The following is a 25709-nucleotide window of genomic DNA, read 5'->3' as shown; positions in this document are numbered from 1 at the left end:
GGTGCTTTCGTGCCCGGCCGCCGCGCGCGGGACCGGTGATCACTGGCACGGTGGTGGGGTGCTCGCCGTCCTCGCCCCGGGTCAGGGTGCGCAGAAGCCCGGGATGCTGACCGACTGGCTCGACCTCCCCGGCGCCGAACCGTTCTTCCGCTGGGCCGGCGCGATCGCCGGCGCGGACCTGCTCTCCCTGGGCACGACCGGCGACGCGGAGGCGATCAAGGACACCGCGGTCACCCAGCCGCTCGTGGTCGCGATGAGCCTGTTCGTCGCCCGCGAGCTGGGTGGGCTGCCGGGGCCGGTGGCCCACACCCCGCACACCGGGCGCGACGTCGTCATCACCGGGCACAGCGTCGGCGAGCTCACCGCCGCGGCGCTCGCCGGCGTGCTGAGCGTCGAGGCGGCGATCGCGCTCACCGCCGTCCGCGGCCGTGCCATGGCCGCCGCCTGCGCACAGACCCCCACGGGCATGTCCGCCGTCCTCGGCGGCGACCCCGACGAGGTGCTGGCCGCCATCGAGGAGCACGGCCTGAGCCCCGCCAACATGAACGGCGCCGGCCAGATCGTCGCCGCCGGATCGCTGGAGGGTCTCGCCGCGCTCAAGGCCGACCCGCCGGCGAAGGCGCGGATCATGCCGCTCTCGGTCGCCGGCGCCTTCCACACCTCGTACATGGCCAGCGCCCGCGAAGAGCTCGAGGGCCTGGTCGGTGGGCTGCGCCCGGCCGACCCGAGCCGGCTGCTGCTGTCCAACGCCGACGGCGCCGCGGTCGACAGCGGCGCCGAGGTGCTCTCCCGACTGGTCACCCAGGTCACCAGCCCGGTGCGGTTCGACGCCTGCCTGGCGACCATGCGGGAGCTGGGCGTCACCGCCGTGATCGAGCTGCCGCCCGCCGGCGCCCTCGCCGGCCTGGCCAAGCGGGAGTGGAAGGGCGCCGGCATCGAGGTGCTCGCCGTGAGCACGCCCGCCGACCTCGACCGGGCCCGCGAGCTGATCGAGGCCGAGCGCGGCCGCGCGGAGGCCGAGCACCTGCCCGACTGGCGGATGGTCGTCGCGCCCGCCCGCGGGACGGTGAGCCCTGCGGAGATCGCCGAGGGCACCCACCTGCCCGCCGGCACCCCGCTCGGCTGCATCCGCGGCCGCCGGGAGGAGGTCAACGTCTCCGCCGGCTACGACGGCGTGCTGGCCGAGTGGCTGGTGCACGACGGTGACCTCGTCGACGCCGGCGACCCGATCGCCCGGCTCTACCCGGAGGTGTCCTCGTGACCCGACTCCAGCTCCCGGTCGGCGCCCCCGGTGCCCGCATCCTCGGCTTCGGCAGCTACCGGCCCCGCCGTCGGGTGACCAACGCCGAGCTCGCCGAGCGGATGGACACCAACGACGAGTGGATCCAGGCACGGGTCGGCATCGCGGAGCGCCGCTGGGCCGAGCCCGACGAGACGCTCGTGGAGATGTCGGTCGCAGCCGGCGGCAAGGCGCTGGCCGCCAGCGGCCTCGACGCCGGCGACATCGACCTGGTGCTGCTCGCGACCACCAGCCCGCCGAAGGCGATCCCGGGCCTCGCTCCGCGGATCGCCCACCAGCTCGGCGTGCCCCGGCCCGGCGCCTTCGACGTCAACGCCGGCTGCGCCGGCTGGTGCTACGCACTCAGCGCCGCGGGCGACGCCATCCGCAGCGGCACCGCGCGCAACGCCCTCGTCATCGGCGGCGAGCGGCTGACCGACTACACCAACCTCGACGACCGGGCGACGGCGGTCATCTTCGCCGACGGGGCCGGCGCCGCGGTCGTGACCGCGTCCGACGTGCCGGCCATCGGCCCCGCCGTGTGGGGCAGCGACGGCGACCTGCACGAGGCGATCGCCATCCCCGAGAACGAGACCGGCATGAGCATGGCCGGCCAGGCGGTGTACCGCTGGGCCACCACGAAGCTCACCGACACCCTGGTCGAGGCGATGCGCCGCGCCGGCGTCGGCCCCGACGACATCGACGTGTTCGCGCCGCACCAGGCGAACCTGCGGATCATCGAGCTCATGGCCAAGCGGCTGAAGCTGCCCGAGCGCACGGTCATCGCCCGCGACATCGTCCGCTCCGGCAACACGTCCTCGGCGTCCGTGCCGCTGGCGCTGGCGGCCCTGCTCGAGAGCGGCGAGGCCAGGAGCGGGGACGTCGCCCTCCTGCTCGGTTACGGCGCCGGCCTCACCTTCGCCGGCCAGGTGGTCGTGCTCCCGTGAGCCGCCCCACCCCAGTTCGCCGGGACACCGTGTCCCGGACGACGAACGGCCCTGTCCAGGGCACCGCCGCGCGCGTGCGAGTGGCGGGCAGGACGGGGTCCTTCTACCGCCCCACCCGAGAGAGAGGACCCGCGTGAGCACCCAGGAGATCCAGTCCGGTCTGGCCGAGATCCTGGAGGAGGTCGCCGGGGTGAGCCCAGCGGACGCCACCCCGGAGAAGTCCTTCACCGAGGACCTCGACGTCGACTCCCTGTCGATGGTCGAGATCGCCACCGCCGTCGAGGACAAGTTCGGCGTCGCCATCCCCGACGACCAGCTCGCCAACATCAAGACGGTGGGCGACGCGATCAGCTTCATCGAGAAGAACCAGGGCTGACCCCCTCGGGTCCCGCCGGCCGACCGCCGGCGGGACCCGATCCCCCCGATCCGGCCCACCCGGCCGTCGTCCGCACGAGGAGATCCCATGAGCCCGTCCACCACCGACGTCGTCGTCACCGGCCTGGGCGCCACCACGCCGCTCGGCGGCGACGTGGCCAGCACCTGGGACGCCCTGCTCGCCGGGCGCTCGGGCGTCAGCCGGATCACCGAGGAGTGGGTGCAGGAGTTCCCGGCCCAGCTCGTCGCCCGCCTGGCCACCGAACCCGCCGAGCAGATCGACCGGGTCCGCGCCCGCCGGCTCGACCGCAGCCAGCAGGTGGCGGTCGTGGCCGCCGAGCAGGCGTGGGCCGAGTCCGGGGCCGGCGACGCCGGTGTCGCCCCCGAGCGGATCGCGGTCGTCTTCGGCACCGGCATCGGCGGGGCGCTGACGCTGCTGGGCCAGGACGACGTCCTCGAGCAGAAGGGGCCCAAGCGGGTCTCCCCCTTCACCATCCCGATGCTGATGCCCAACGGGCCGGCGGCCGCTGTGGGCCTGGCCGTCGGTGCCAGGGGCGGCGTGCACGCACCGGTGAGCGCCTGCGCCTCGGGCGCCGAGGCCATCCGCTGGGGGCTGGACCTGCTGCGGTTCGACCGCGCCGACATCGTGCTCGTCGGTGGCGCGGAGGCCTGCGTCCACCCGCTGCCCATGGCCGGGTTCGCCGCCATGCGCGCCATGTCGACCCGCAACGACGAGCCCGAGCGCGCCTCCCGCCCGTTCGACAAGGGCCGGGACGGGTTCGTCCTCGGCGAGGGCGCGGCCGCGCTCGTGCTCGAGCGGGCCGACTCCGCCGCCGCCCGCGGAGCGCGCGTGCACGCCCGCCTGGCCGGCGCGGGCGCGACCGCCGACGGCTACGACCTGGTGGCCCCCCACCCGGAGGGCGAGGGCGCCGGACGGGCGATCGCCGCCGCGCTGCGCGACGCCGGCCTCTCCCCCGCCGACGTGGGGCACGTCAACGCCCACGCGACCTCCACCCCCGTCGGCGACACCGCCGAGGCCGCGGCCATCCGCTCCTCGCTGGGCGAGCACGTGCTGGTGAGCGCCACCAAGAGCCAGACCGGCCACCTGCTGGGCGCCGCCGGCGCCCTGGAGTCGGTGTTCACGATCCTGGCGCTGCGCGAGCAGATCGTGCCGGCGACGGCGAACCTCGACGACCCCGACGACGACGCCGCCGTGCAGGCCCTCGACATCGTCCGCCGGGAGCCGCGCCGGGCGCAGCTGACCGCGGCGGTCAACGACTCGTTCGGCTTCGGCGGGCACAACATCGCGTTGGTCTTCACCACCGCCTGAAGAAGGACCCCGTCCCTCTCACCCCTCGCAGGCTCGGGGCGAGCCTCCGGACGGGGCCACACGATCCGGAGGAACCCGTGACGACAGTCCAGGCCGCGCCCGCCGTGACGGCCCCCGACCCGCGTGACCCGGAGGACCGGCTGCGGCGGTTCTTCGACGCCGACTCCATGCAGCTGCTCGGCACCCGGGACACCTCCGGGGTGCTGGCCGCCCGCGGCGCGGTGTCCGGCAGCCCCGCCGTCGCCTTCTGCACGGACGCCACGGTGATGGGCGGCGCGATGGGCATCGACGGCTGCCGGCACATCGTCGACGCCATCGACACCGCCCTGCGCGAGCGCGTGCCGGTCATCGGGATCTGGCACTCCGGCGGCGCCCGCCTGGCCGAGGGCGTGACCGCGCTGCACGCCGTCGGCGAGGTCTTCGCGGCCATGGTCCGCGCGTCCGGGCGCATCCCGCAGATCTCCGTGGTGCTCGGCCCCGCGGCCGGTGGGGCCGCGTACGGCCCGGCGCTGACCGACCTGGTGATCATGGGTCCGGCCGGCCGGGTGTTCGTCACCGGGCCGGAGGTCGTCCGCTCGGTGACCGGCGAGAACGTCGACATGGAGAGCCTCGGCGGCCCCGACACGCACGGCCGGCGCAGCGGGGTGGTGCACGTGGTCACCGACTCCGAGCCCGCCGCCCTGGAGACCGCCCGGCTGGCCGTCGACCTGCTCGCGGCGCAGGGCAGCTTCGCCCCGGCCGCCGAGGAGGCGGGGAACGACCTGGCGGCGCTGCTGCCCGAGCAGACCAACCGGGCCTACGACGTGAAGCCGCTCGTCTCCTCGGTGCTCGACGAGCCGGGCCTGGAGCTGCACCCCCGGTTCGCGCCCAACGTCGTCACCACCCTGGGCCGGCTCGCCGGGCGGACGGTCGGCGTGATCGCGAACAACCCGCTGCGGCTCGGCGGCTGCCTGGACTCCGCGTCGGCGGAGAAGGCGGCGCGGTTCGTGCGCATGTGCGACGCCTTCGGCATCCCGCTGGTGGTGCTGGTCGACGTGCCCGGCTACCTGCCGGGCGTGGGCCAGGAGTGGGACGGCGTCGTGCGCCGCGGCGCCAAGCTCCTGCACGCGTTCGCCGAGGCCGTGGTCCCGCGCGTGACGCTGGTGACCCGCAAGTCCTACGGCGGCGCCTACATCGCGATGAACTCCCGCTCGCTGGGTGCCACGAAGGTGTTCGCCTGGCCCGACGCCGAGGTGGCCGTCATGGGCGCCAAGGCGGCGGTCGGCATCCTGCACCGGAAGAAGCTGGCCGCCGCCCCGCCCGGTGAGCGCGAGGCGCTGCACGCGCAGCTGGCCGAGGAGCACGAGCGGATCGCCGGCGGGGTCAACCGGGCGCTGCAGATCGGCGTCGTCGACGAGGTGGTCGAGCCGGCCCGGACGCGGCAGCGGCTCATCGAGGCGCTCGCCGGAGCACCGCTCGGTCGCGGGGCGCACGGCAACATCCCGCTCTGACGAAGGACCCCGTCCACCTCACGCCTCGCACGCTCGGCGCGAGCCTCTGGACGGGGCCGTTCCAGTACCTCACCACGTGGAAAGGCCGTCCCGGCGCCGCTTCCCCGACGGCGCCCGGACGGCCCGCTCCAGGCTACGACGGCTCCCCGACCAGGCCGGGAGTGTCGTGCCCCGATCGTGACCTTCAGACGACCTGGTGCAGCCAGGTGACGGGGCTGCCGTCGCCGGCGTGCCGGTAGACCTCCAGGTCGGCGTCCCACGCGGCGCCCAGCAGCTGGTCGACGCCGTGCCGGAACGCCTCGACGGAGGACGCCGTCGCCGCGAGGTGCCGCAGCTGCTGCTCGGTGACGATGAGGTCGCCGTTGGCGCTGGTGGGCGCGCGGAAGACCCCGTGCCCGGGCACGTAGGACATGCGCTCGCCGTCGTTGCCGTGGCTGGCTTCCTCGGTCACCTCGAAGCGCAGCATCGGCCACGCGCGCAGCGCAGCCACCAGCTTGGCGCCGGTACCGGGCGAACCGGTCCACGCCACTTCGGCACGGTAGGCACCGTGCGCCGCGGGCTGCTCAGCCCACGACAGGGAGACCGGCGCGCCGACGACGCGTTCCAGCGCCCACTCGACGTGCTGGCAGAGCGCCTTCGGGCACGAGTGCACGAAGACGACACCCTGGGTTGACCGTCGCTGCACCGGGCACCTCCATCGACTCGATCGGTCTCGTCTTCCCCTACGGACCCATCGATTCGGTGACGCGCCGTTATCGGCAGTGGCGGAGCAGGGCTCCCGCGACAAGTTTGCACGATGGTGCCCCCATCGCGCCAGCCCGGCTGCGACTCCTGGGACGAAAGTGACAGTTGCGCTCGCCCGGCCGCCGGTGCACCGCTTTGTCGCTGGTCAGCGGGCAATACCATCTGTTACTGGCGGCGTCCACATGCGTCAGCGAATTCACAGGTCCGCCCGGTGGGCCGGAACCATACCGGCCCACGAGGGCTCGGAACGCGAGCGGCCGCGCCCCAGAGCGTCGTTACGCACGGTAGTCGGCGTCCGGGGCGCTCATCCACCCCCAGACGCCTGCGACCAGCGCGTCCTTCTCGCCGCCGACCACGGTGCGTAGCGTCAGGGCCACGAGGCGTGGACGGATCCGGCTCAGGAGTCCAGGACCCCCACCCGGTCGCCGCCGGTGCTCTTCGCCCGGTACATGGCGACGTCGGCCCGGTGCACAGGTCCTCGACGTCGTCGCCCGGCTCGGTACAGGCCGGACCGCAGGCCGACCAGCACGGCCGGGACCGCCGGGCGCGACCGTCGTCCGCAGGCGTGGCCCCAGCCCGCTCGGCGGTCGCGCGCCGGTGTCTCGCTCACGGAGGGGCGATCGGTCCGCGCCCGCCGCCGCGTGACGGCGCGCTCACCCGGGCGGGTGACCGGCACCACGGTGCGCCGTGCCTGCCTCGCGCGGCCTCCGGGTAGGGCCTCCGCGTGGGCGGACACCAGGGCATGGCCGAGGCGGGCCGCGACGCGGTCGCGGGGATGGTGCTGGACGCGTGGGACGCCTTCCTCGCGCAGGCGGAATCGGTGGACCTCGACCGCCGGTCCCGGCTCCCCGGATGGCGGGCCCACGAGATCTGCGTGCACCTGGGCTGCTGGGACGACCACACCGCCCTGCCCGACCTCATCGCCTCGGCCCGGACCGGCGGCGCCGGCACGCCCCCCGACCCGGACGCGGTCAACGCTCGGGTGACCGCCGCCCACCGCGACACCTCCCGGGCGGAGGTGCTGGCCGCCCTGCGCCGCAACCGCGAGGCGACGGCCCGCTACCTGGCCGACGAGCCGGTGGAGCTCGACACCGCACCCGCGGTCTCGGTCGTCGGCCGGCTGCCGCTGCTCAGCGTCGTCCTCGGACAGGCCTACGAGCTCGCCGTCCACGGGCTGGACCTGGTGTCCTGCGGTGCGCCACCACCGCCTGGCCCCGTGTTGCAGTCAGGGCTCGCGGCGCTGACCGACGTGACCGGCGCACTGGCCGCCTCGTCGGGCATCGCCGGCCGCGTCAGCCTGGTGACACCCGACGGCGGCTGGGGGTTCACCGCGGACGACGACGGGTGGCGGGTGCGACGGGTGCCGCCGGGTGTCGTCGAGGGCCCGGCCGTGGAGGCAACCCCCGAGCTCCTGCTCGACGCCGCCGCCGGCCGGGTGAACCCGGTACCGGCGGTGGCCCGCCGCAGACTGAAGGTCCACGACGTGCCCGGGCTCCTGCAGCTGGCGCCGATCGTCCAGCAGGTGCCGGGCATCCCGGGCGGACCGATCCTTCAGCTGGCCGCCCGCACCGTGGGCGGGGCCGGCGGCGCGCTGGGGCGGCTCTTCGGCGGGCGCTGACCCGCGTCCTCGCCCACCTGCTCGCCGGTGCGGGATCGGTACCTCGACACGGCCGCACCGGCAAGCAGCAGCAGCACCAGCACGATGACCACCGGGGCGACCGTGGCGGTCGGCATCCAGGCGACGACCGCGCCGGCCGAGGCGCCGGCGCCCACTTGCACCACCGTGCCGGGTACCAGTCCGACGGCGGTGGCGATGCCGTAGGTCAGCGGCCGTACAGCGCTCAGGCCCGCCGCGTAGTTGACCAGGACGAAGGGCACCATCGGGACCACCCGGCTCAGCACCACCGCGACGAAGCCCCGGTCGCTGGAGAACCGGTCCACGCGGCCGAGCCGCGGCCCCGCCAGCCGCTCCACGGCCGGGCGACCCAGGCCCCGCGCGAGCCAGAACGCACCGGTCGCCGCCAGGAAGGCACCGGTGTAGGCGACCGCGAAGCCCGCGCCGAACCCCAGGACCGCTCCGGTCAGCGCCGCCAGCACCGACCGTGGGACGGGCGCGAGCAGGACCACCCCCTGCGCGGCGATCAGCAGCAGCCACGTCCGGAGGCCGCCGCCGTCGGCCCACGAGCGGACCTGCGCCAGGGTGGGCACGTCGACGGCGAGGGCGGCGACCACGCCGGCCGCGAGCAGCGCGACGAGGAGCCACGCCCGCAGCCACGGGCTCGCCCCCGCCGTCGTCCGCACGTGCTCATCCTGACCGATGGCGTCAACCAGCCTCAGCCGCAGCTGCCGCCGAGGGTGATGCCGCGCTGGGCCAGCCACGGCACCGGGTTGGACCGGTTGGCGTACAGGCCACCGAGGTGCACCTCGAAGTGCAGGTGCGGGCCGGTGGACTGGCCCCGGTTGCCCACCTCGGCGATCTGCTGCCCACCGCTGACGACCTGGCCCGGCGAGACGAAGAACTGGTTCACGTGCCCGTAGACGGTGATGGCCCCGTCGTGGTGCTGGATGGCGACGGCGAGGCCGAACCCGCTGGCCGGCCCGGCCTGCAGCACGACCCCGGGCTCCGGCGTGAAGATCGGGGTGCCGATCGGCGCGGCGATGTCCACGCCGAGGTGCTGGGTACCCCACCGGCTGCCGTAGCAGGAGGTGACCCGCCCCTGGGTGAGCCGGCCGGCCCCGGCGGTCGCGGGAGCCGCCGCCACGGCCGCCTGCTCGGTGGCCTGCTGCTCGGACCAGGCGGCGACGGGGTCGGCCGTGCCGCGGAGGCTGAGCATGCGGATCTCCGCCTCGCGCAGCTGCTCGTCCAGCGCCGCCTTCTCGGCGGTGAGCGCATCGAAGTCGGTCTGCGCGGCCGCGAGGAGGGCGTCGACCTCCGCCTGCATGCCCTGGGCCTTGCGCGCTGCGGCATCCCGCTCGGCGACGGCGGCCTTCGCCTCCTGGTCGAGCCGGGCCTCGCGGGCCTCGGCCACCCGCAGGTCCTCGAGCACCTGCGCGCGATCCTCACCGAGGAGATCGAGCGTCGCGGCCTGCTGGAGGAGCTCCCCCGGGCCGTCGGCGTGCAGCACCATCTCCAGCTGCTTCATGGACTTGTCGCTGCCCATGTAGGCCTCCCGGCCGAGGGCGGCTACCTCACCCTGGGTACTCGCCACGGCCTCCCGGACGGCGGCGAGCTCGGCGGCGATGGCGTCGGCGTGCTCGCGGGCGCGGTCGAGCTCGGCCTGCGCGGCGAGCACGGCGCCGCTGGCCTCCTCTGCCCGGAGGGTGAGCTGCTGCAGGCGCTCCTCTGCGTCGCGCACGCGCTGCTCGATGTCGGCGACCTCCGCCTCGACGCGGTCGTGCTCGCTGCGCGCGTCGCCCGGCGCGGCCGCCGCGGTCGACGTCCCGAGCAGTGCGAGCGCCAGCAGTGCGGTGGCGGCGGTGGCCGCCCGACGGGTGCGGCTGAGGGCCCGGCGCGCGGGCGCGGCCGGGACGTGGTGGCGCAGGTGGTGCGAGGTCGCCAAGGCGACGGTCTCCGTTCCTCTATCCGCCTACCAGGTCAGCTGACGGGTTCGGGCCGGAACATGCCCTACCTGCCTGCCCGTGGTGGCGCAGGCGGGATTCACCCCAGAGAACGTGGGTCCCCGGTCCCCGCGGCGGTGAAGCCGCAGAGTTCGGCGGGGCCCGTCCGAGCCCCCGGGTTTCGGGAGCGGGATCGGATGGGCCGCGAGAGACGGTACAAGCGGATCGCCCGAATGTCACAGGGGGGTAACGGACCTTGTCAGTTCGCCCCACCGGCCCCAGGACGTGGCTGCGGCGCCGCGGCGCCGTCTGGCAGGCTGGCGGGTCCGGGGCGGTAGCTCAGCTGGTCAGAGCATGGGACTCATAATCCCTGGGTCGTGGGTTCGAGCCCCACCCGCCCCACCTCTCCCAGGCCCGCGGTGTCGTGCCTGGCGCTCGCGCCTCCCTGTCCGCGTGAGCAAGGACACGGCTCCCAATGGGTGTGGGCACCTCGGCGTCAGCGGTGCGCCACACCGGCGCCGCGGCCGGAAGGCGACCGGCGCGCCTCTGCACCGCCGCCTTCATGACGTGGCGTAATTGATGCGTGACAGAACGTTCAGCCGCCGTCGGTTCGACCGGTGGTGTCACCGCCGCAGCCCCGGACGCGGCGTCCGAGCGGCATCTGCAGCGCCTGCCCGGCTCTCCTCGAGGGCCGGTCTCGTGCTCGCCGTCGCCACCGCCGTCCTGACCGATGCCGGCGGCGGCGTCCATGCCGCCGACCGCCTCGTCCAGACCCCGCTCGACCTGATCTGAGGACCGACGCCATGAACAAGCGCAACCTGGCCGTCCTGGCGGCCCTGACCCTGATCGGCGGCGCCGGACTCGCCGACGCCGTCCTCGCAGCCCCTCGGCCCGTCACATCGCACACGCAGGCCGCCGCCGTGCTGCTCGCCCCGGCCGATCTCACCGGCGAGGCCGTCGATCAGCGGGCTTCGCTGGACTGGACGGGGGTGCCCGGGGCCCGCGACTACCTCGTCATCGACGTCACCTCCGGCGCCGCCGGTCGCATCGTGGGCTCCACCGGCGCCACCGCCTGGACGTCGCCCCGGCTGCCGCTGTCCACCCCGCGGTACGCCTTCGTGGTCGTGCCGCGGGACCACGCCAAGGTGCAGGGTGAGCGGACGGAGCCGGTGCACATCTACCCCGGCGGCCAGCCGGCCGAGGCGGCCCCGGTCACCACGACGCCCCCGCCCGAGCCCACCACCACCGAGCCGCCGGCGCCGTCCACGGAGCCCACCACGCCTCCGACGACCACGACGCCGACGACCACGACGCCCCCGCCCGCGACCGACCCCGAGTCCGACCCCGAGCCCGAGCTGCCCGCCGTCCAGCCCACGCGGGTCTGGGGCTACGACGCCACGACGCTGGTCCCCGGCCCCTGGCCCGAGATCCACGCCCTCCGGTCGGACCAGTACGGCACCACCACGGCCAACCCGTACCCCGGCTCGGAGCGCACCGCCTTCTTCACCGTGCAGCGCGGCGACACCGGCTGGAACGGCACGCACGGCACCCTCCGCTCCGAGGTCCGCGACTCGATCGCCGCCTCCGGCGACGTCCGGCCCGGCGACGAGCAGTGGTGGGCCTGGTCCACGTTCTTCCCGGCCGACTTCGACTGGGACGAGCGCGGCCAGTTCCTGATCTACACGCAGTGGCACCAGACGGTGAACTCCGGCAACCCCAACGTGCACTTCTGGTCGGACGTGAACGAGAACCTCATGGTCGACGTCCGGGGTGGCACGGGCGGCAGGACCGCCGGCGACGCGCAGTACGTCCGGACCTTCAACCTCGGCACGATCGACAAGGGCGCCTGGAACGACCACACCGTCCGGTTCATCTGGTCCCCCGACCCGGCGAAGGGCCTCATCGAGGTCTGGCACCAGGGCGAGAAGGTCCTGTCCGAGCGGGTCGCCAACCTGTACGAGGGGCAGTCCGTCTACATCAAGCAGGGCATCTACTCGGCGGCCGGGACCTACCGGACGCACTACCTCCAGCACTCCCCGATCGGCTTCGGCCCGACGCGCGAGTCCGTCGCGTCACTGAACGCGATGGACTGACCTGCTCGGCTCGCCGGGTCCGGCGAGCAGGCCCGACCGTCATGGGGTCGCTGCCCGCAGTCCGGAGCTCTCCGGACTGCGGGCAGCGCGCGGCCCCTGCGGTCGGCGTCTAGGTCACGGCCTCCGCCACCAGGTCGGCCAGGGCGCGGGCGCCCGCCTCCGTCGGATGGACCCCGTCCCGGGTCAGGTCGCGGTCACCCAGCACGCCGGCGAAGTCCACCAGCTCGACGCCCGTCCTGTCCGCCAGCCGGCGGACCGCGGCGTTCAGGGCCGTGGCGTCCGTGTCCGTCCACGGCTGCACCGTCGCCAGCAGCACCGTGCCCGCGGCCTCCTGCCCCAGCCGGACCGCCCGGCGCAGGTTCGCCACCGTCTCCCTCGTCGGCACCCCGAGGCGGAGGTCGTTCGTGCCGGCCTGGATGACCAGGACATCGACCCGCGGCGCGTCGGCCTCCAGACGCCCCAGCACCTCCGCCGCCGTCTCCCCGGCCACGGCCGCGTTCGCGCCGTCGGTGAACTCGTCGGAGCAGACGAGGTGGGAGTACCAGGAGCGGCCGCCGTGGAAGCCGAACCGGGGCTCGCTGTCCGCGCGGCTGATCGAGTCCCCGTACACCGCCAGCGACCGGCTCCCCTCGTCGCCCACCCACGTGACGCACTCCGCGTGCACGGCGCCCCGGGCGACGACCCGCGTCGGGCTGCCCGGGATCAGGACCGACAGGACCAGGGCGAGCCCGACGATCCCGCCGGTGATCGCGATCGTGCGCCGCCGCGACATGCCTCAGGACGCTAGCGGACCGCACGCCTCCTCCTCAGCCCGCGACCAGCAACCACAGCGGCACGGTCCCGAGCGCGGCCGTCGTCGCCAGGGAGATGTGCGCGGAGACGAACCCGCCGTTGCCGCCCATGCGTGCCGTCAGCACGTAGGACGCCGTGGCAGGCGGCACGACGGCGAACGCGAGGACGACGGCGCGCTGGTCGCCCTCGATGCCCAGGAGCGCCACGAGGGCCAGCGCCGCCGCGGGCACCGCGAGCAGCTTGACCGCCGTCAGGTAGCCGGAGAGCGCCCACTCCCGGCGGGCCAGCTCGCCGATCCGCAGCGCCGCACCCACCGTCAGCAGCCCCATGGGCACGGCCGCGGCGGCGATCCGGCCGAGCGTGGCGTCGACCGGTTCCGGCAGCACCAGGCCGGCGGCGTTGCCGGCGAGCCCGGCGACGGTCGCCACGATCAGCGGGTTGCGGACGACGGCCCCGAGCACGCCGAGAACGGCGCCGCGTCCGCTCGCCGCAGTGGTGCCTCCCGCGAGCGCCAGCACCGCGAGGACGTTGACCGCGGGCACGGTGACGCCCAGCAGGACGCCCATCAGCGCGAGCGCGGCCGGCCCGCGGTCGTCGACGAGGGCCAGCGCCAGGAAGGAGTTGAAGCGGAACGCCGTCTGCCACCCCGAGGCCGCGGTCACCCGGTCGATGCCCGGGAACCACCGCACGAGCGCGCCGAGCAGCGCGCCCGCCGCGATCGCCCCCACCGCCGCCAGCAGGGCCACCCCCGTACCGGCCGCGGCGACGTCGGCGGCGAGCGTGGTGCGGAGCAGCAGGGCCGGGAACAGCACGAAGTACACGAGGCGCTCGAGCTCCGCCCAGAATCCCGGGGACCGCCAGGCCCAGCGGCGCAGCACCAGCCCCAGGACGATGAGGGAGAACTCCGGCAGCACCACCGCCGCCCCCTGCACCACGGCAGACTAGCCAGCGCGGCCACGTCACCTCCGGCCGATCTCGTAGACGTGCGCGACGACCGACGCCGGCTCGCCGGGCGGCACCAGGAAGGGCGCGGCGGCGGCGCGGAACGCGGCCAGCGACGGGTCCTCCCCGGCATCGACCGCCCGGGCGGCGGGCCGGTACGCGGCCCCGATGGCGTGGTTGTCCGCGACGCTGCCGTGCTGCGCCGCGAAGGTCACGGTGGTGACGTTCGGGCTGTCGTCGTTGGCGCGGCTGTCCAGCTGCGGGACGAGGTCGTGGCGGTTCTCCAGCGCGAGGAGCTGCACCTCCGGCGGGACGTCGACGCGGGCGACGGGTGCCCCGACGGTGACCACGGCGCGCACGTCGAACCCGAAGCCCGGGCCGCCGGCGTCCGCGGCCGCCTGCGCGGCCACCATCCCGCCCTGGCTGTGCCCGACCAGCAGCACGGGGTCCGACGGCTCCGCACCGGCCCGGTGGAGCGCCTCGGCGATCCCCGCCTGGCGCGTCGTCGTGTCACCGCCGAGCACCCGGAGGCTGGTCCCGAGGTCGTGGGTCCGCGGGTGGACCGTGCCCGACGGCGCGTTCCAGACGCCGGTGCCGGGGATGTCGACGACGTAGGCGGTGCCACCGTCGGCGCGGGTGAGCACCCGGACGGCGATCGTGTCGCGCGCCGGGCCGGACTTCCGTGCCCGGACCTCGAGCGCGCCCAGCAGGTCGTCGATCCCGCGGGGTGGCGCGGTCGCGGGACCGCTGACGTCGTCGGGCAGCCGCGTGACCACCGGGGCCCCGTCGGGCCAGAGCCGTCCGAGCCGGCGGGCCGCGGCGCCGACGTCCTCACCGCCGAGCCAGCGGCCGGTGGGGCCGACCGCGAGACCGCCGGCCATGGTGGCCGCACCGGGCAGCGCGCCCATCGCGTCGTCGACCAGCCCCGGGCGGTCGGTCAGCCAGCGCTCGGGGTCGGCGAGCAGCGCGGTGACGTCGGCGGCCGCGCCGGTCGGGTCGCTGACGGCCCGCCCGGCAGTGCCCAGGACGAGGGCCGCCGTCGTGACCGGCCAGAGGCAGCCGGCCGCCCACTCCAGGTCGTCGGCCAGCTCGGCGAGCGCGCGGTCGGCCGCCTCGTAGGCCGCGGCCGCGTCCTTCAGCGCGACGGCCCGCGCCGCGAACCGCACCGCGAGCGCGGTCAGTCCGCGCGGACCGTCCAGCGCCTCCAGCAGGGCGGCACCCACCCGCGCCACGCCCGCAGGGTCCAGGAGCGCGGAGGCCAGCAGGTCGGGGTCGGCGAGCACCAGGTGGCACGCCGCGCTGGTGCGGGCGAGCAGTTCGGCCAGGCCCGCGCTGCTCCGTCCCAGGGTGACGAGGTCGGCGAGCTCCGCCTCGACGCCGCCGGCCCCGCCGCTGACCGAGAGCTCGGGGGCGGTCACCACAGGCCCGCGCCGCTCAGCCGGGCCGGCACCGCGCGCCAGGCGTCGGCACCCGCCTCGGGGAGTTCGCCCAGAACCTCACCCACCTGCTCGAGCGCGTTCTCCCCGCGGGCGGCCCGCTCGGCCAGCCACGACCGGACCGCCCGCTCCGCCCGGGCGATCGCGGCGAGCCGGGCGCGCACCTCGTCGGCGTGCCGGCGCAGCAGCTCCGCGGCCCGCTCGATCGCCTCGGCCGCGGCGTCGACGTCCGCGCAGTCCCGCGCCTGCTGGCGCCGGTACGCCGTGGCGGCGTCGGACACCCACTGGGCCCGCCGGCCGTCGCGCCGGTGCTCCTCCCCCGCTTCCCGCACCTCCCGCGCACGCCGCACGAGCTCGGCCGCCAGCGCGTCGAGCGCCTCGGGGTCCCCGTACCGGATCACCGCCGCTCCTCCCCTGGTCCCGCGATCGAGGCGGAGACGTCGAGGCGGAGGCTAGGAGCGCGGGCGCACCCCGCGACGGGCTCCGGTCGGGCCTGTGGGAAGCCACCGGGGCTGTTGATGGATGCTGACCGGGTGACCGGCGAACCCGTTACCGACGCCCACGTGCAGGCCGTCCTGGACATCCCGCTCCACCGGTTCCTCGGGGTGGAGCTGCGCGACGCCGGGAACCCGGCGGCCGGCATCCGCTTCCCGGTGGGCCCCGCCGCGCAGAACCCGGCGGGGCTGCTGCACGGCGGCGTCGTCTACGCCCTCCTCGACGTCGCCTCGTTCCTGGCGCTGCTGCCCTCCCTCGGCGACGGCGAGCACGCGGTCACCCACGACGTCTCCGCCTCGCTGCTGCGACCGGTGGCCGCCGACTCCACCGTGGAGGTGACGGCGACCGTGCTGCGCCGCGGCCGGGCGGTCGCGTTCATGCGGGCGGAGGCCACCGTGGACGGCGTCCTCGTGGCGACCGGTCAGGTCACCAAGACCGTCGTCCCCCCTCGCTGAGGGGCCTCACCACAGCGAGAGCGACCGCCGGAAGATGCCGGCGAGGTCGTCCTCGGTGACGGCGCGCGGGCAGGTGGCCAGCAGCCGCTGCTGCTTCATCGCGCCGTCGACGAGGTCGGGGACGTCGCCCTCGCCGAAGCCGACGGCACCCACCCCGTTGGGGATGTCGATGTCGCGCATCAGGTCGGCGAGCACGGTGGGCAGGAACTCCGCCAGGTCCGCGGGGCGGTCGGCACCCGGCGCCAGCAGCTCGGCCGCCCGGACGTGCCGCTCCGGGGACGCCTCGAAGGTGAACCGGAAGGCCTCCGGCGCGGTGAGGGCGACCGACATCCCGTGCGGGACCATCGCCTCGTCGCCCGGGTAGTCCTTGGGGTGGAAGTCCTTCACCTGCCCGGCGATGGGATAGGCATTGGCGTGCGGGATGTGCACGCCGGCGTTGCCGAAGCCCATGCCGGCGAAGGTGGCCGCGATCGCCATGTCCGACCGCGCCTGGACGTCGTCCCCGTTGCGGACGGCGGTGCGGAAGGACCCGGCGAGCAGGGTGAGCGCCTTCTCCGACCACATGTCCGAGATCGGGTTGGAGCCGCAGTAGGGCACCCGCTCCTCGGGGGACTTGTGCTCGTAGGTGGTGTACCAGCGGGCGGTGTAGCTCTCCAGCGCGTGGCAGAGGATGTCCATGCCCGACGCCGCGGTCACGCCGGAGGGCTGGCTGCGGGTGAGGTCGGGGTCGATGACGGCCAGGGTGGGGCGCAGCCGGGCGTGGCTGATGCCGGTCTTCACCCGGGCCGAGATCACATCCATCACGCAGATCGTCGTGCTCTCCGACCCGGTGCCCGTCGTCGTCGGGACGGCGACCAGCGGCTTGAGCGGCTCCGACGGCGCCTGCCCCTTGCCGACCGGGACGTTGACGTAGTCCATCAGCTCACCGGGGTTGGTGGTGAGCAGGTTGATCGCCTTGGCCGTGTCGATGCTCGACCCGCCACCGACGGCGACGAACGCGTCCCAGGGACCCGACGACCGGGCCTCGTCGATGGCAGCGACCAGGCTCTGGTCGGTCGGCTCGACGTGGACGCCGTCGAACACCCGCGCCTCGATGCCGAACTGCGCCATCTGGTCGGCCACCCGCTGCGGGTGCCCGGTGGCCGCGACCCCCGGGTCGGTCACGACGAGGACCCGCCGCACGCCGTACCGGCTGAGGTCGAAGCCGATCTCGTCGGAGGCGCCGTTGCCGAACTTCAGCTGCGGAGCCCCGTAGGTGAAGACGGACTCGGGGTTGCCGGGCACGGTGCTGGTGGTCAAGGGGGCTCCCTGCGGCTCGGTCGGCGTCGGTTGCACCGAATGTTGCACGCCGGTTGTGGTCGGCACCACAGCGGCGAATAGTCCAGGTCACCGCCCCGCCCGTCGACGGACGGGCCCCTCGACCAGCCCGGAGGCCTCTGTGACCGACACCCCCGCGACCGCGCCCTACCTCGGTGAGCTCCTCAAGGACGCGCCCACCAACTGGGGCAAGTGGGGGCCCGACGACGAGGTCGGCGCGCTGAACTACCTCGGTCCCGAGCAGGTGCTCGCCGCGGTCAAGCTCGTGCGCTCGGGCAAGGTCTTCACGCTGCAGCGCCTCATCGGTGACCCCAAGGGCGACCCGGTGTGGCCCGGCCGCACCCCCGCCGTGCGCACCCAGGTGCTGGACGAGAGCGACTGGGACGAGGGGGGCAAGGGCGCCCAGTACCCCGGCGGCCTGCACTACGCCGACGACAAGATCGACGCCTACCTCCAGGGCTCCACCCAGTACGACGCCCTCGGCCACCTCTGGTACGACGGGAAGATCTACAACGGCTACGACGCCCGGACCACGGTCGGCGGGCTGGAGAAGGCCAGCGTCGCGCCGATCGCCGAGCGCGGCGTCGTCGGCCGTGCCGTGCTCCTGGACATGGCGCGCTTCCGCGGCAAGCCCACCCTCGACAAGGGCGAGACCTTCACCCACGAGGACCTCGTCGCCTGCGCCGAGGCGCAGGGCACGCCCATCCAGAAGCGCGACATCCTCGTCATCCGCACCAACTTCCTGCAGCTCTTCCACGAGCAGGGCGAGGCCTTCTACGAGGGCTTCAACGAGCCGGGGCTGGTCTACTCCCCCGAGCTGGTGCGGTGGTTCCAGGACATGGAGATCCCCAACCTGGTCACCGACACGATCGCCAACGAGGTCACCTTCGACCCCAACAACGGCGTCGCCCTGGTGCTGCACAACGCGCTGATGCGCAACCTCGGGGTCACCCTCACCGAGATCGCCGACCTCGAGAAGCTGGCCGCCGACTGCGCCGAGGACGGGCAGTACGCGTTCCTGTACGTCGCCGCCCCGCTGAAGGTCGCGAAGGCGGCCGGCACCCCCGTCAACCCCGTCGTCATCAAGTGAGGCCGCGGTCGTGACCGGCTACGACGACCGGCCCTGGCTGGCGCTCTACGGCGACCAGCCGGCCGACTACCCGATCGAGTACGACACCGCCCTGGACATGTTCCGGGCCGGGGTCGAGCGGGACCCGCTGGGCGTCGCGCTGCGGTACTTCGACGGGACGATCACCCGCCGGGAGCTCGACGAGCTCAGCGACGCGCTCGCCGTCGGCCTGCTCGAGCGCGGGTTCGGGCCGGGCGACCGGCTGGCGGTCTACCTGCAGAACGTGCCGCAGTTCGTGATCGCCATGGTCGCCGCCTGGAAGGCCGGCGGGATCATGGTGTCGATCAACCCGATGAGCCGGGCCCGCGAGCTCTCCTACCTGCTCGCGGACTCCGGGGCCACGGTGCTGCTGGCCCTGGAGACGCTCTACGACGAGGTCGCGCGCGAGGTCGTGCCGGACACCGACGTCCGCCTCGTCCTCACCACGAGCGAACTGGAGTTCCAGACGCGGGACGACGAGCGGCTCTTCGCCGGCATCAGCCGGCAGCGGCACGAGGGGACGACGGACTTCGCCGAGTTCGTCGCCGTCCACCGCGGCCGGGTGCCACCGCCGGTCGGCCTGCGCTCCGACGACGTGGCGTTCCTGACCTACACCTCGGGGACCACCGGCGTGCCCAAGGGCGCGATGAACACCCACCGGAACGTGGTCTTCACGGCACAGGTCTACCGCGACTGGGTGCACGCCGGCCGGGACGGCGCGATCTTCGGCGTCGCCCCGCTGTTCCACATCACCGGGCTGATCGGGCACATCGCGGTCAGCCTGCTGGTGCCGGCGCCGCTGGTGCTGGCCTACCGGTTCGAGCCCCAGGTCGTGCTCGACGCCTTCGCCGAGCACCGCCCGGCGTTCACCATCGGGGCGATCACCGCGTTCAGCGCACTGCTCAACGCCCCGGGCTTCACGCGTGACCACTTCGACTCGTTCACCTCGATCTACTCCGGCGGTGCGGCCATCTCGCCGACCGCCGAGCAGAACTTCCTGGCCGCCACCGGCAAGCAGGTGCACAACGCCTACGGCCTGACCGAGACGACCTCGCCGATGACGGTGACGCCGTTCGGGTCGCCGTCGCCGGTGGACCCGGTCTCGGGTGCGCTGTCGGTCGGTGTCCCCGCTCCGAACACGGTGGTGCGCATCCAGGACGACGACGGCCGCGACCTGCCCCTGGGCGAGATCGGCGAGATCGTCGCCGAGGGGCCGCAGGTCGTGGCCGGCTACTGGGGCAAGCCGGAGGAGACGGCGGCCGGCCTGCCCGGCGGTGCGCTCAAGAGCGGCGACGTCGGCTTCATGAACGACGAGGGCTGGGTGTTCATCGTCGACCGCAAGAAGGACATGATCAACGCCTCGGGCTACAAGGTGTGGCCGCGGGAGGTCGAGGACGTGCTGGCCGAGCACCCCGCCGTCCGCGAGTCGGCGGTGGTCGGCGTGCCCGACGAGAAGCGCGGCGAGACCGTGAAGGCGTTCGTCAGCCTCAAGCCAGGGGCGAGCACGACGTCGGAGGAGCTGATCGCGCACTGCAAGGAGCGCATGGCCGCCTACAAGTACCCGCGCAGCGTGGAGCTGGTCGACGAGCTGCCCAAGACGGTGACCGGCAAGATCCTGCGCCGGGAACTGCGGGGTCGGTGACGCCTCCGAGAAACGAGGGCGGTGCCGTTTCGGAAGCCCTCCCGGATCGCCCACCGGACGGCTAGCGTCCAGCTGCTCCTTCCCGGCCGTTCCCCCGGCTCGTCGATCCTGGCGGTGATGACGATGACCACCCCGCCCCAGCCCCCCGCCGGGGATGTCCCGGTCCCGGGGGTGGATGCCGCGGCACCCACCTTGGGCGCCCCCGGGGTGCGGCGGCCGTCGCCGGTCCCCCGGGATCCCTCGGCCGTCCGGCACGCGGCGCCGGCACGCGGGCGCTTCGTGCCGAGGCGGGCGACGGCTCCGACCTCGCCATCGACCCGCCGCGCCGCGGAGGCGGCGGCCCTCCGCCGGTTGCGTGCCCTGGGCGTGGTGACGGGCGGGCTCGGGTCCGCCGCGCTGGTCGCGCTGAGCGGGGCCGGCCTGCCCGCGGCCGGGTCCGCCGGCCTGCAGGTGGCGGCGGACGACCGGGCGGAGACGCGGATCTGGCTGCTCCCCCCTGAGGGAGGCAGCGGCATGGGGCCGCTTGTGATCCCGACCATCGGCGCTCTCCCACCCGGCGACGAGGACTGGTTCCTGCCCGGTGCTCCCACCGCCGGCGTTCCCCGCCCCGTACCGCCGGCCCCCGGGGACGCGGGAGGGCGGCCCGCGCCGCCGTCTCCGTCGCCGTCGCCGACCCAGACGCCGGAGCGATCCCACGACGACCCGGGCGAGCCGCTCGACGAGGAACCCGCCGGCGACCCGGTCCCCGCCGCCGTCGAGGCCACACCCTCCCCCGGCCCCACGTCAGCTCCGTCCGCGTCCCCGGACCCGGCGTCCTCGCCACCGCTGCCCGCCCCGGCACCCCTGACCACCCCGGCATCGCCGGCGGTGCCGCCACCCGGCGAGCCGCCCACCGAGCCCCCCTCACCGCCGTCCACCGAGCCACCACCCACCGAGACGCCCGAGCCACCACCCACGGAACCGCAGCCCACCGAGACCCCCGAGCCACCACCCACCGAGACGCCCGAGCCACCACCCACCGAGACCCCCGAGCCACCACCCACCGAGACCCCCGAGCCACCACCCACCGAGACCCCCGAGCCGGCCGTGGTCCTCGTGCCCGGTGCGCCGCTGGAGGTGCGGGATCCCGCGACGAGCGACCTGGTCCTCACCGTCACGGTGGAGGAGGTGCTGCCCGGCGTGAGCTGCGCCGACGCCGCCGTCGTCCCCAGCAACGGGTCGCTGGTCGCGGTCCGGATCACGGTGACCACCGGCGCCGACCTCTCCGCGTTGGGGAGCGAGCGCAGCGTGGCGGCCGGGGACTTCCGCCTGGTCGGGGACGACGGCACGGTCGTCGCCGGCGGCTCCCCGGCCGGGGTGTGCGACACCGGCGCGGCGCCCTTCCCGGCGGCTCCGCTCGGACCGACCCAGGAGCTCACCGGCACGGTGGTGCTGGACGTGCCCGGGCTGTCGGGGACCGTGCTCTACCGCCCGGGGTGGCTGGCCCCCGGAGACGAGTGACGACCGGGGGGCGGCGGGCGCCGCACTGCGGCAGGGTGGGGGCATGACGACGGAGCACGAGACGCCGCAGCCCCGCGACATCGCCCTGGAGCAGGAGTCGCCCGAGATGGCGGCATCCCTGGAGGAGCAGAGCGCGCCCCGCGAGGCCCCGCAGGGCGACGAGGGCGACGTCGAGGGCCACCCCTCCTAGGTGCGCCGGACGGCGGTCAGCTGCCGGGCCGGGATGCGGCCGGCCGCGACGTAGTACAGCGTCGTCCCCACCGCGAGCGGGGTGTCCCAGGGCGGGCTCACCGCGAGCCCGTCGGGGCCGCGCACCGCCAGCACGGTCGCCCCGAAGGCCTCGCCGAAGTGCCGCTGGCACTCGCCGAACGTCGCGTGCGGGAAGCCGGCCGGCACCGTCAGCGAGTAGGTGTTCCGCCCGCCGTGGGTCATCAGCTCGCTGTAGACCTGGGTGATGCCAGGGTCGTTGGCCTCCTCGGTGAGCAGGGACGGCATGTGCCACTGGACGCCCTGCACGCCGGCGCTGACGTAGCGCAGCGTGTCTCGCCGCTCGAGGTCGCGCAGCGCCGCGACGAGGTGGACCCCGGGGTGGGCGTGCTCGGCGGCCACCACGACGGCGAGCGTCTCGTTGTCATCCCGCACGTCGACGACCACCGTCCGGGCCCGCGGCACGCACGCCCGCTGCATGACGTCCTCGTGGGTGAGGTCGCCGCGGACGAAGTGCACCGCCGGCTGGTCGGGCATGGGGTTCTCCATGACGTCCTCCCAGGCGCACAGCGCGACCTGGGTCCGCCCCTCGGCGGTCAGCTCGGCGACGATCCGCTCGGTGCGCCCGGGCCAGTAGCCCAGCAGCACCACGTGGTCGGACAGGTCCAGGGGAACCACACCTCTCAGACGGCGGCCCCGCAACGACTGCAGGGCCTCGGACAGCCGGGTGAACAACAGGGTCAGGGTGACGATGCCGCCCACGATCACGTAGGCGCCGATGACCCGGCCGACGACGGAGCTGGGGAAGACGTCGCCGTAGCCCACGGTCGCGGCGGTGACGAGGAAGTACCACCAGTAGGTGCCCGGCGCGGTGATGTCGCTGCCCACGGGCTCGACCAGCGCCATCGCCAGCCAGCTGGAGAGGAAGACGAACACCGCGACCGCCAGCGGCAGCCGCCAGCCGGTCAGGCGCAGCCGGACGAACCGCGTGAAGCGGTGGAGGAGGAACGGCAACGGAGCTCCAGGGGCAGGGACCGGGACGACGCAAGCTACCGCGGCGCGCCCCGGGCAGTGCCGCACCGACCACGCGCCGCGACCAGCGCGATCAGCAGCCGCGCCGCCCCGGCGACGCACCGGACGACGGGCAGCATGCACCTGTTCGTCGTACGTTCGGGACCGTGACCGTCGACAGCCCTGACTTCTACGCCATCGATGACCTCCTCGAGCCGGAGGAGATCGAGATCCGCGACCGGGTCCGGGCCTTCTGCGACGCAGAGGTCACCCCGCACATCAACGACTACTGGGAACGCGCGGAGTTCCCCTTCGAGATGGCGCAGAAGCTCGCCGGGCTCGGCGTCGTCGGCGGCACCATCGAGGGCTACGGCTGCCCCGGCATGAGCAACGTCGCCGCGGGCCTGGTCGCCGCGGAGCTGGCGCGCGCCGACGGCAGCATCGGCACCTTCAACGGCGTGCACAGCTTCCTGGCGATGCAGTCGATCGCCGTCCTCGGCGACGAGGAGCAGCGCGAGCGCTGGCTGCCCGAGATGGTGCGTCTCGAGAAGATCGGGGCGTTCGGTCTGACCGAGCCCAAGCACGGCTCCGACGCCGTGGGCCTGGAGACCTCGGCCCGCCGCGACGGTGACGCCTTCGTGCTCAACGGGCAGAAGAAGTGGATCGGCAACGGCACGATCGCCGACTACGTGATCATCTGGGCACGCGGCGAGGACGGGAAGGTCGGCGGTTACGTCGTCGAGAAGGGCACGCCGGGCTACGAGGCGACGGTGATGACCGGCAAGACGGCGCTGCGCGCGGTGTGGCAGGCCGAGATCACCCTGACCGACGTGCGGGTTCCGGTCGAGAACAAGCTGGCCAACTGCCACTCGTTCAAGGACGTCTCCTCGATGCTCGACCGGACTCGCTACACGGTCGCCTGGCGGGCGCTCGGCCTGGCGACGGCCTCCTACGAGCTGGCCCTCGCCCACGCCCTGCGACGCGAGCAGTTCGGGCAGCCCATCGCCGGCTTCCAGCTGGTGCAGGACAAGCTCGCCCGCATGCTGGCCGAGATCACGTCGATGCAGCTGATGTGCTGGCGGCTGTCGAAGCTCGCCGACGCCGGCCGGATGACGGCCGCCATGGCGTCGCTGGCGAAGATGAACCACGCGGCCAAGGCCCGGGCGATCGTCGCCGACGCGCGGGACATCCTCGGCGGTGACGGGATCCTGCTCGACCACCACGTCGCCCGTCACCACGCCGACATGGAGGCGATCTTCACCTTCGAGGGCACCGACTCGGTGCAGGCGCTGATCGTCGGCCGGGCGATCACCGGGCTGTCGGCGATCAGCGGCCGGAAGCCCGAGCAGCGCTGAGCCGGTCGGCCGGCTCCGGCCGGCCGACCAGGGGGCCCGGGGTCAGCGGGCGGTGGTCAGCCGGCTGTCGACGGCGGTGAGGCGCGCGCACTCCGGGCAGCCGGTGCGGCCCACGCCGACGCGCTGCCACTTCTGCGTGCCCCAGACCTGGACGATGGCCCCGCAGACGGCCAGCTCCACCTCGCCGTCGAGCTCGGCCGGCGGGCGGTGGGCCTCCACGGCGTGCCACGGGTAGCTCGGTTCGGTGCGCGGCCCGCCGGACCAGCGGTCGGGACGGGCGAAACCCACGGCGTACGTGCTCACCTGCAACCAGTGCCCCACGTCACGGCCGGTCAATCACCACGATCGGGCGAAAGCGGCTCCCCGCCGACCGCCGTCGCCACCACGCTGCGCGACCGACCCGCCGGTGCCGCCGTCACCGGCGGTCACCCCGCCGGGGGACGGCGTTCGCGCGTTACCGTCGATGTCTCGCGCAGGAGGTGCACGTAGATGGATCCGATCAGCCTGCTGGTGGGCGCGGCGCTGCTCGGCGCCGGCTTCGTCGCCGGGCGACTGGGCCGGGGGCGGCGGAGCGCCCCGCCCGCACCGATGACCCCGCTCTGCGGCTGCGGGCACACGCTGAGCCAGCACGACACCGAGAGCAACACCTGCTACGCCGAGCTGCGGCGCGACACCTACGACAAGCGCGGTCGCTGGTCCGGTCACAGCTGGGTGCCGTGCACCTGCCGCCAGTACGTCGGCCCCCGGCCGATCGACGAGGTGTTCGTCCCGCGCGTGCTGCCGCCGAGCGACTGATCCCGCCTCCGGCCGGGCATGCACCCCCGGTGAGCACCCCGTCCGGGCGCCCTCGGGGCACCCGCACCGACGACCTGCTGGCCCTCACCGAGCCGGCCCGCGCACTGGTCAGCGCCGGCGCGCTCGCGGCCGGGTCCCCGCTGCTCCGGTTCGCCCCGCGCGGCGAGCCGCACCCGGTCGTCGTCCTGCCGGGCTGGCTGGCCTCCGACGCCTCCACCCGGACGCTGCGCCGCTGGATCGGCCGGCTGGGTCACCCCGTGGTCGGCTGGGACCTCGGCCGCAACCACGGGCCCCGGCCGGAGGTGGTGGACGGCGTCCGGGCGCTGGTGCAGCGGCTCGCCGACGAGCACGGCGGCCCGGTGAGCATCGTCGGCCAGAGCCTCGGTGGCATCTTCGCCCGTCGGTTGGCCGAGCGATCCCCGCAGCTGGTGCGGCAGGTGGTCTCGCTCGGCTCCCCGGTCGCCGGCGTGCCGTCCCGGCCGCGCCGCGCCGCCGTGGGCGCCGGCATGTACCAGGAGTACCGGCGCCTGCGTGCGGTGCGGGACGTGCGTCCCGCCCCGGCGCTGCCGGTGCCGAGCACCTCGGTGTACTCGCGCTGGGACGGCGTCGTCGACTGGCGCACCTGCCTGCAGCAGGAGGGGCCGATCAGCGAGAACGTCGCCGTGCACGCCAGCCACCTGGGCATGGGGCTGGACCCGGCCGTGCTGTGGGTGGTCGCCGACCGGCTGACCCAGCCCCGCGGCGCCTGGCGGCCGTTCCAGCGCCCGACCCGTCTCGGACTGCGCGCCTTCTTCCCCGCCGGGTGAGCGACGGGGCGCGGGCGGGGCCAGGGGCACTG

The 25709-nt window shown here is 74.7% G+C and carries 25 protein-coding genes, 1 tRNA gene and 1 riboswitch; of the genes, 16 read left to right on the top strand and 10 right to left on the bottom strand.

Going from position 1 to position 25709, the window contains the following annotated elements; genetic code table 11:
- Window positions 1–58: 58 nt before the first annotated feature.
- The 5 genes from ACI79K_RS05575 to ACI79K_RS05555 all read left to right on the top strand — a co-directional run bounded on the left by ACI79K_RS05575 (window position 59) and on the right by ACI79K_RS05555 (window position 5421).
- A complete protein-coding gene (locus ACI79K_RS05575; RefSeq protein WP_456599167.1) occupies window positions 59–1261 on the top strand; it encodes an acyltransferase domain-containing protein in 1203 nt (400 codons plus the stop codon).
- Window positions 1258–2226, top strand: coding sequence for a beta-ketoacyl-ACP synthase III (locus ACI79K_RS05570; RefSeq protein WP_456599166.1), 969 nt, complete (start codon window positions 1258–1260; stop codon window positions 2224–2226). The genes ACI79K_RS05575 and ACI79K_RS05570 overlap by 4 nt, the downstream gene beginning before the upstream one ends.
- 133 nt (window positions 2227–2359) lie before the next feature.
- Entirely contained in the window at window positions 2360–2602 is a 243-nt protein-coding gene (locus ACI79K_RS05565; protein WP_347060094.1) for an acyl carrier protein, read from the top strand.
- 87 nt (window positions 2603–2689) lie between these two features.
- Window positions 2690–3931: a beta-ketoacyl-[acyl-carrier-protein] synthase family protein gene (locus ACI79K_RS05560; RefSeq protein WP_456588982.1), complete on the top strand. Its 1242-nt coding sequence runs from the start codon at window positions 2690–2692 to the stop codon at window positions 3929–3931.
- Window positions 3932–4008: 77 nt separating this feature from the next.
- Window positions 4009–5421: an acyl-CoA carboxylase subunit beta gene (locus ACI79K_RS05555; RefSeq protein WP_456599165.1), complete on the top strand. Its 1413-nt coding sequence runs from the start codon at window positions 4009–4011 to the stop codon at window positions 5419–5421.
- Between the two features lie 184 nt (window positions 5422–5605).
- Here ACI79K_RS05555 and ACI79K_RS05550 read toward each other — a convergent pair whose 3' ends face one another.
- Window positions 5606–6106 (bottom strand): DUF3145 domain-containing protein, encoded by a 501-nt coding sequence (locus tag ACI79K_RS05550; RefSeq protein WP_456588980.1) that lies wholly within the window; start codon window positions 6104–6106, stop codon window positions 5606–5608.
- A 783-nt stretch (window positions 6107–6889) separates the two neighbouring features.
- On the opposite strand from ACI79K_RS05550, the gene ACI79K_RS05545 reads away from it, so the two are divergent.
- A complete protein-coding gene (locus ACI79K_RS05545) occupies window positions 6890–7783 on the top strand; it encodes a maleylpyruvate isomerase N-terminal domain-containing protein (protein ID WP_456599164.1) in 894 nt (297 codons plus the stop codon).
- Here ACI79K_RS05545 and ACI79K_RS05540 read toward each other — a convergent pair.
- Both ACI79K_RS05540 and ACI79K_RS05535 read right to left on the bottom strand, forming a co-directional pair.
- Complete coding sequence (locus ACI79K_RS05540; RefSeq protein ID WP_456599163.1) at window positions 7717–8466, bottom strand: TVP38/TMEM64 family protein; 750 nt, start codon at window positions 8464–8466, stop codon at window positions 7717–7719. The genes ACI79K_RS05545 and ACI79K_RS05540 overlap by 67 nt on opposite strands.
- 32 nt (window positions 8467–8498) lie before the next feature.
- Window positions 8499–9725, bottom strand: coding sequence for a murein hydrolase activator EnvC family protein (locus ACI79K_RS05535; protein ID WP_456588977.1), 1227 nt, complete (start codon window positions 9723–9725; stop codon window positions 8499–8501).
- A gap of 10 nt (window positions 9726–9735) precedes the next feature.
- Window positions 9736–9891: riboswitch (cyclic di-AMP (ydaO/yuaA leader) on the bottom strand.
- 160 nt (window positions 9892–10051) lie between these two features.
- On the opposite strand from ACI79K_RS05535, the gene ACI79K_RS05530 reads away from it, so the two are divergent.
- Window positions 10052–10125 (top strand) — tRNA-Ile (locus ACI79K_RS05530).
- A gap of 401 nt (window positions 10126–10526) precedes the next feature.
- Window positions 10527–11816: a heparin lyase I family protein gene (locus tag ACI79K_RS05525; protein WP_456599162.1), complete on the top strand. Its 1290-nt coding sequence runs from the start codon at window positions 10527–10529 to the stop codon at window positions 11814–11816.
- A 109-nt stretch (window positions 11817–11925) separates the two neighbouring features.
- On the opposite strand, the gene ACI79K_RS05520 is transcribed toward ACI79K_RS05525, so the two are convergent.
- Genes ACI79K_RS05520 through ACI79K_RS05505 form a run of 4 tightly spaced genes read right to left on the bottom strand, consistent with a single transcriptional unit; the run spans window position 11926 to window position 15387 of the window.
- The gene (locus tag ACI79K_RS05520; RefSeq protein ID WP_456588975.1) at window positions 11926–12588 is read right to left on the bottom strand and encodes an SGNH/GDSL hydrolase family protein; all 663 of its coding nucleotides are present in this window, start codon (window positions 12586–12588) and stop codon (window positions 11926–11928) included.
- Between the two features lie 34 nt (window positions 12589–12622).
- The gene (locus ACI79K_RS05515) at window positions 12623–13540 is read right to left on the bottom strand and encodes an AEC family transporter (RefSeq protein WP_456599161.1); all 918 of its coding nucleotides are present in this window, start codon (window positions 13538–13540) and stop codon (window positions 12623–12625) included.
- A gap of 27 nt (window positions 13541–13567) precedes the next feature.
- Window positions 13568–14968: an alpha/beta fold hydrolase gene (locus ACI79K_RS05510; protein WP_456599160.1), complete on the bottom strand. Its 1401-nt coding sequence runs from the start codon at window positions 14966–14968 to the stop codon at window positions 13568–13570.
- Entirely contained in the window at window positions 14965–15387 is a 423-nt protein-coding gene (locus tag ACI79K_RS05505; RefSeq protein WP_456588972.1) for a hypothetical protein, read from the bottom strand. Before ACI79K_RS05505 ends, ACI79K_RS05510 begins: the two co-directional genes overlap by 4 nt.
- A gap of 132 nt (window positions 15388–15519) precedes the next feature.
- Here ACI79K_RS05505 and ACI79K_RS05500 point away from each other — a divergent pair, with 132 nt between their 5' ends.
- Window positions 15520–15936 (top strand): PaaI family thioesterase, encoded by a 417-nt coding sequence (locus ACI79K_RS05500; RefSeq protein ID WP_456588971.1) that lies wholly within the window; start codon window positions 15520–15522, stop codon window positions 15934–15936.
- Between the two features lie 6 nt (window positions 15937–15942).
- On the opposite strand, the gene ACI79K_RS05495 is transcribed toward ACI79K_RS05500, so the two are convergent.
- The gene (locus tag ACI79K_RS05495) at window positions 15943–17235 is read right to left on the bottom strand and encodes a hydroxyacid-oxoacid transhydrogenase (RefSeq protein WP_456599159.1); all 1293 of its coding nucleotides are present in this window, start codon (window positions 17233–17235) and stop codon (window positions 15943–15945) included.
- A gap of 139 nt (window positions 17236–17374) precedes the next feature.
- On the opposite strand from ACI79K_RS05495, the gene ACI79K_RS05490 reads away from it, so the two are divergent.
- The 4 genes from ACI79K_RS05490 to ACI79K_RS05475 all read left to right on the top strand — a co-directional run bounded on the left by ACI79K_RS05490 (window position 17375) and on the right by ACI79K_RS05475 (window position 21693).
- Window positions 17375–18343 carry a cyclase family protein gene (locus ACI79K_RS05490; RefSeq protein ID WP_456588969.1) on the top strand — a complete coding sequence of 323 codons (969 nt, stop codon included), beginning with the start codon at window positions 17375–17377 and terminating at the stop codon, window positions 18341–18343.
- Window positions 18344–18353: 10 nt separating this feature from the next.
- Window positions 18354–20003 carry an AMP-binding protein gene (locus ACI79K_RS05485; protein WP_456588968.1) on the top strand — a complete coding sequence of 550 codons (1650 nt, stop codon included), beginning with the start codon at window positions 18354–18356 and terminating at the stop codon, window positions 20001–20003.
- A gap of 369 nt (window positions 20004–20372) precedes the next feature.
- Window positions 20373–21503, top strand: a complete 1131-nt coding sequence (locus ACI79K_RS05480; RefSeq protein WP_456599158.1) for a hypothetical protein — start codon at window positions 20373–20375, stop codon at window positions 21501–21503.
- Between the two features lie 43 nt (window positions 21504–21546).
- The gene (locus ACI79K_RS05475; protein WP_456588966.1) at window positions 21547–21693 is read left to right on the top strand and encodes a hypothetical protein; all 147 of its coding nucleotides are present in this window, start codon (window positions 21547–21549) and stop codon (window positions 21691–21693) included.
- On the opposite strand, the gene ACI79K_RS05470 is transcribed toward ACI79K_RS05475, so the two are convergent.
- Entirely contained in the window at window positions 21690–22724 is a 1035-nt protein-coding gene (locus tag ACI79K_RS05470; RefSeq protein ID WP_456599157.1) for an NAD-binding protein, read from the bottom strand. The genes ACI79K_RS05475 and ACI79K_RS05470 overlap by 4 nt on opposite strands.
- A gap of 164 nt (window positions 22725–22888) precedes the next feature.
- Between ACI79K_RS05470 and ACI79K_RS05465 the strand changes: the two genes are divergently transcribed.
- Window positions 22889–24076, top strand: a complete 1188-nt coding sequence (locus ACI79K_RS05465; protein WP_456599156.1) for an acyl-CoA dehydrogenase family protein — start codon at window positions 22889–22891, stop codon at window positions 24074–24076.
- A 42-nt stretch (window positions 24077–24118) separates the two neighbouring features.
- Here ACI79K_RS05465 and ACI79K_RS05460 read toward each other — a convergent pair whose 3' ends face one another.
- On the bottom strand, window positions 24119–24379 hold the full coding sequence (locus tag ACI79K_RS05460; protein ID WP_456588963.1) for a hypothetical protein: 261 nt from the start codon (window positions 24377–24379) through the stop codon (window positions 24119–24121).
- Window positions 24380–24565: 186 nt separating this feature from the next.
- Here ACI79K_RS05460 and ACI79K_RS05455 point away from each other — a divergent pair, with 186 nt between their 5' ends.
- The gene (locus ACI79K_RS05455) at window positions 24566–24871 is read left to right on the top strand and encodes a hypothetical protein (protein WP_456588962.1); all 306 of its coding nucleotides are present in this window, start codon (window positions 24566–24568) and stop codon (window positions 24869–24871) included.
- A 29-nt stretch (window positions 24872–24900) separates the two neighbouring features.
- Window positions 24901–25677, top strand: coding sequence for an esterase/lipase family protein (locus tag ACI79K_RS05450; protein WP_456599155.1), 777 nt, complete (start codon window positions 24901–24903; stop codon window positions 25675–25677).
- Window positions 25678–25709 lie beyond the last annotated feature (32 nt).

This window comes from Blastococcus sp. SYSU DS0616 (genome assembly GCF_054051015.1).
Note: the sequence above shows the minus strand (reverse complement) of the source record. Positions and strands in the feature narration are given on the sequence as shown.

Bases quoted from the DNA above. Each gene is read 5' to 3' on its own strand.
- ACI79K_RS05475 (WP_456588966.1), top strand. From the start codon at position 21,547: ATGACGACGGAGCACGAGACGCCGCAGCCCCGCGACATCGCCCTGGAG.
- ACI79K_RS05520 (WP_456588975.1), bottom strand. From the start codon at position 12,588: ATGTCGCGGCGGCGCACGATCGCGATCACCGGCGGGATCGTCGGGCTC.
- ACI79K_RS05525 (WP_456599162.1), top strand. From the start codon at position 10,527: ATGAACAAGCGCAACCTGGCCGTCCTGGCGGCCCTGACCCTGATCGGC.
- ACI79K_RS05560 (WP_456588982.1), top strand. From the start codon at position 2,690: ATGAGCCCGTCCACCACCGACGTCGTCGTCACCGGCCTGGGCGCCACC.
- ACI79K_RS05455 (WP_456588962.1), top strand. From the start codon at position 24,566: ATGGATCCGATCAGCCTGCTGGTGGGCGCGGCGCTGCTCGGCGCCGGC.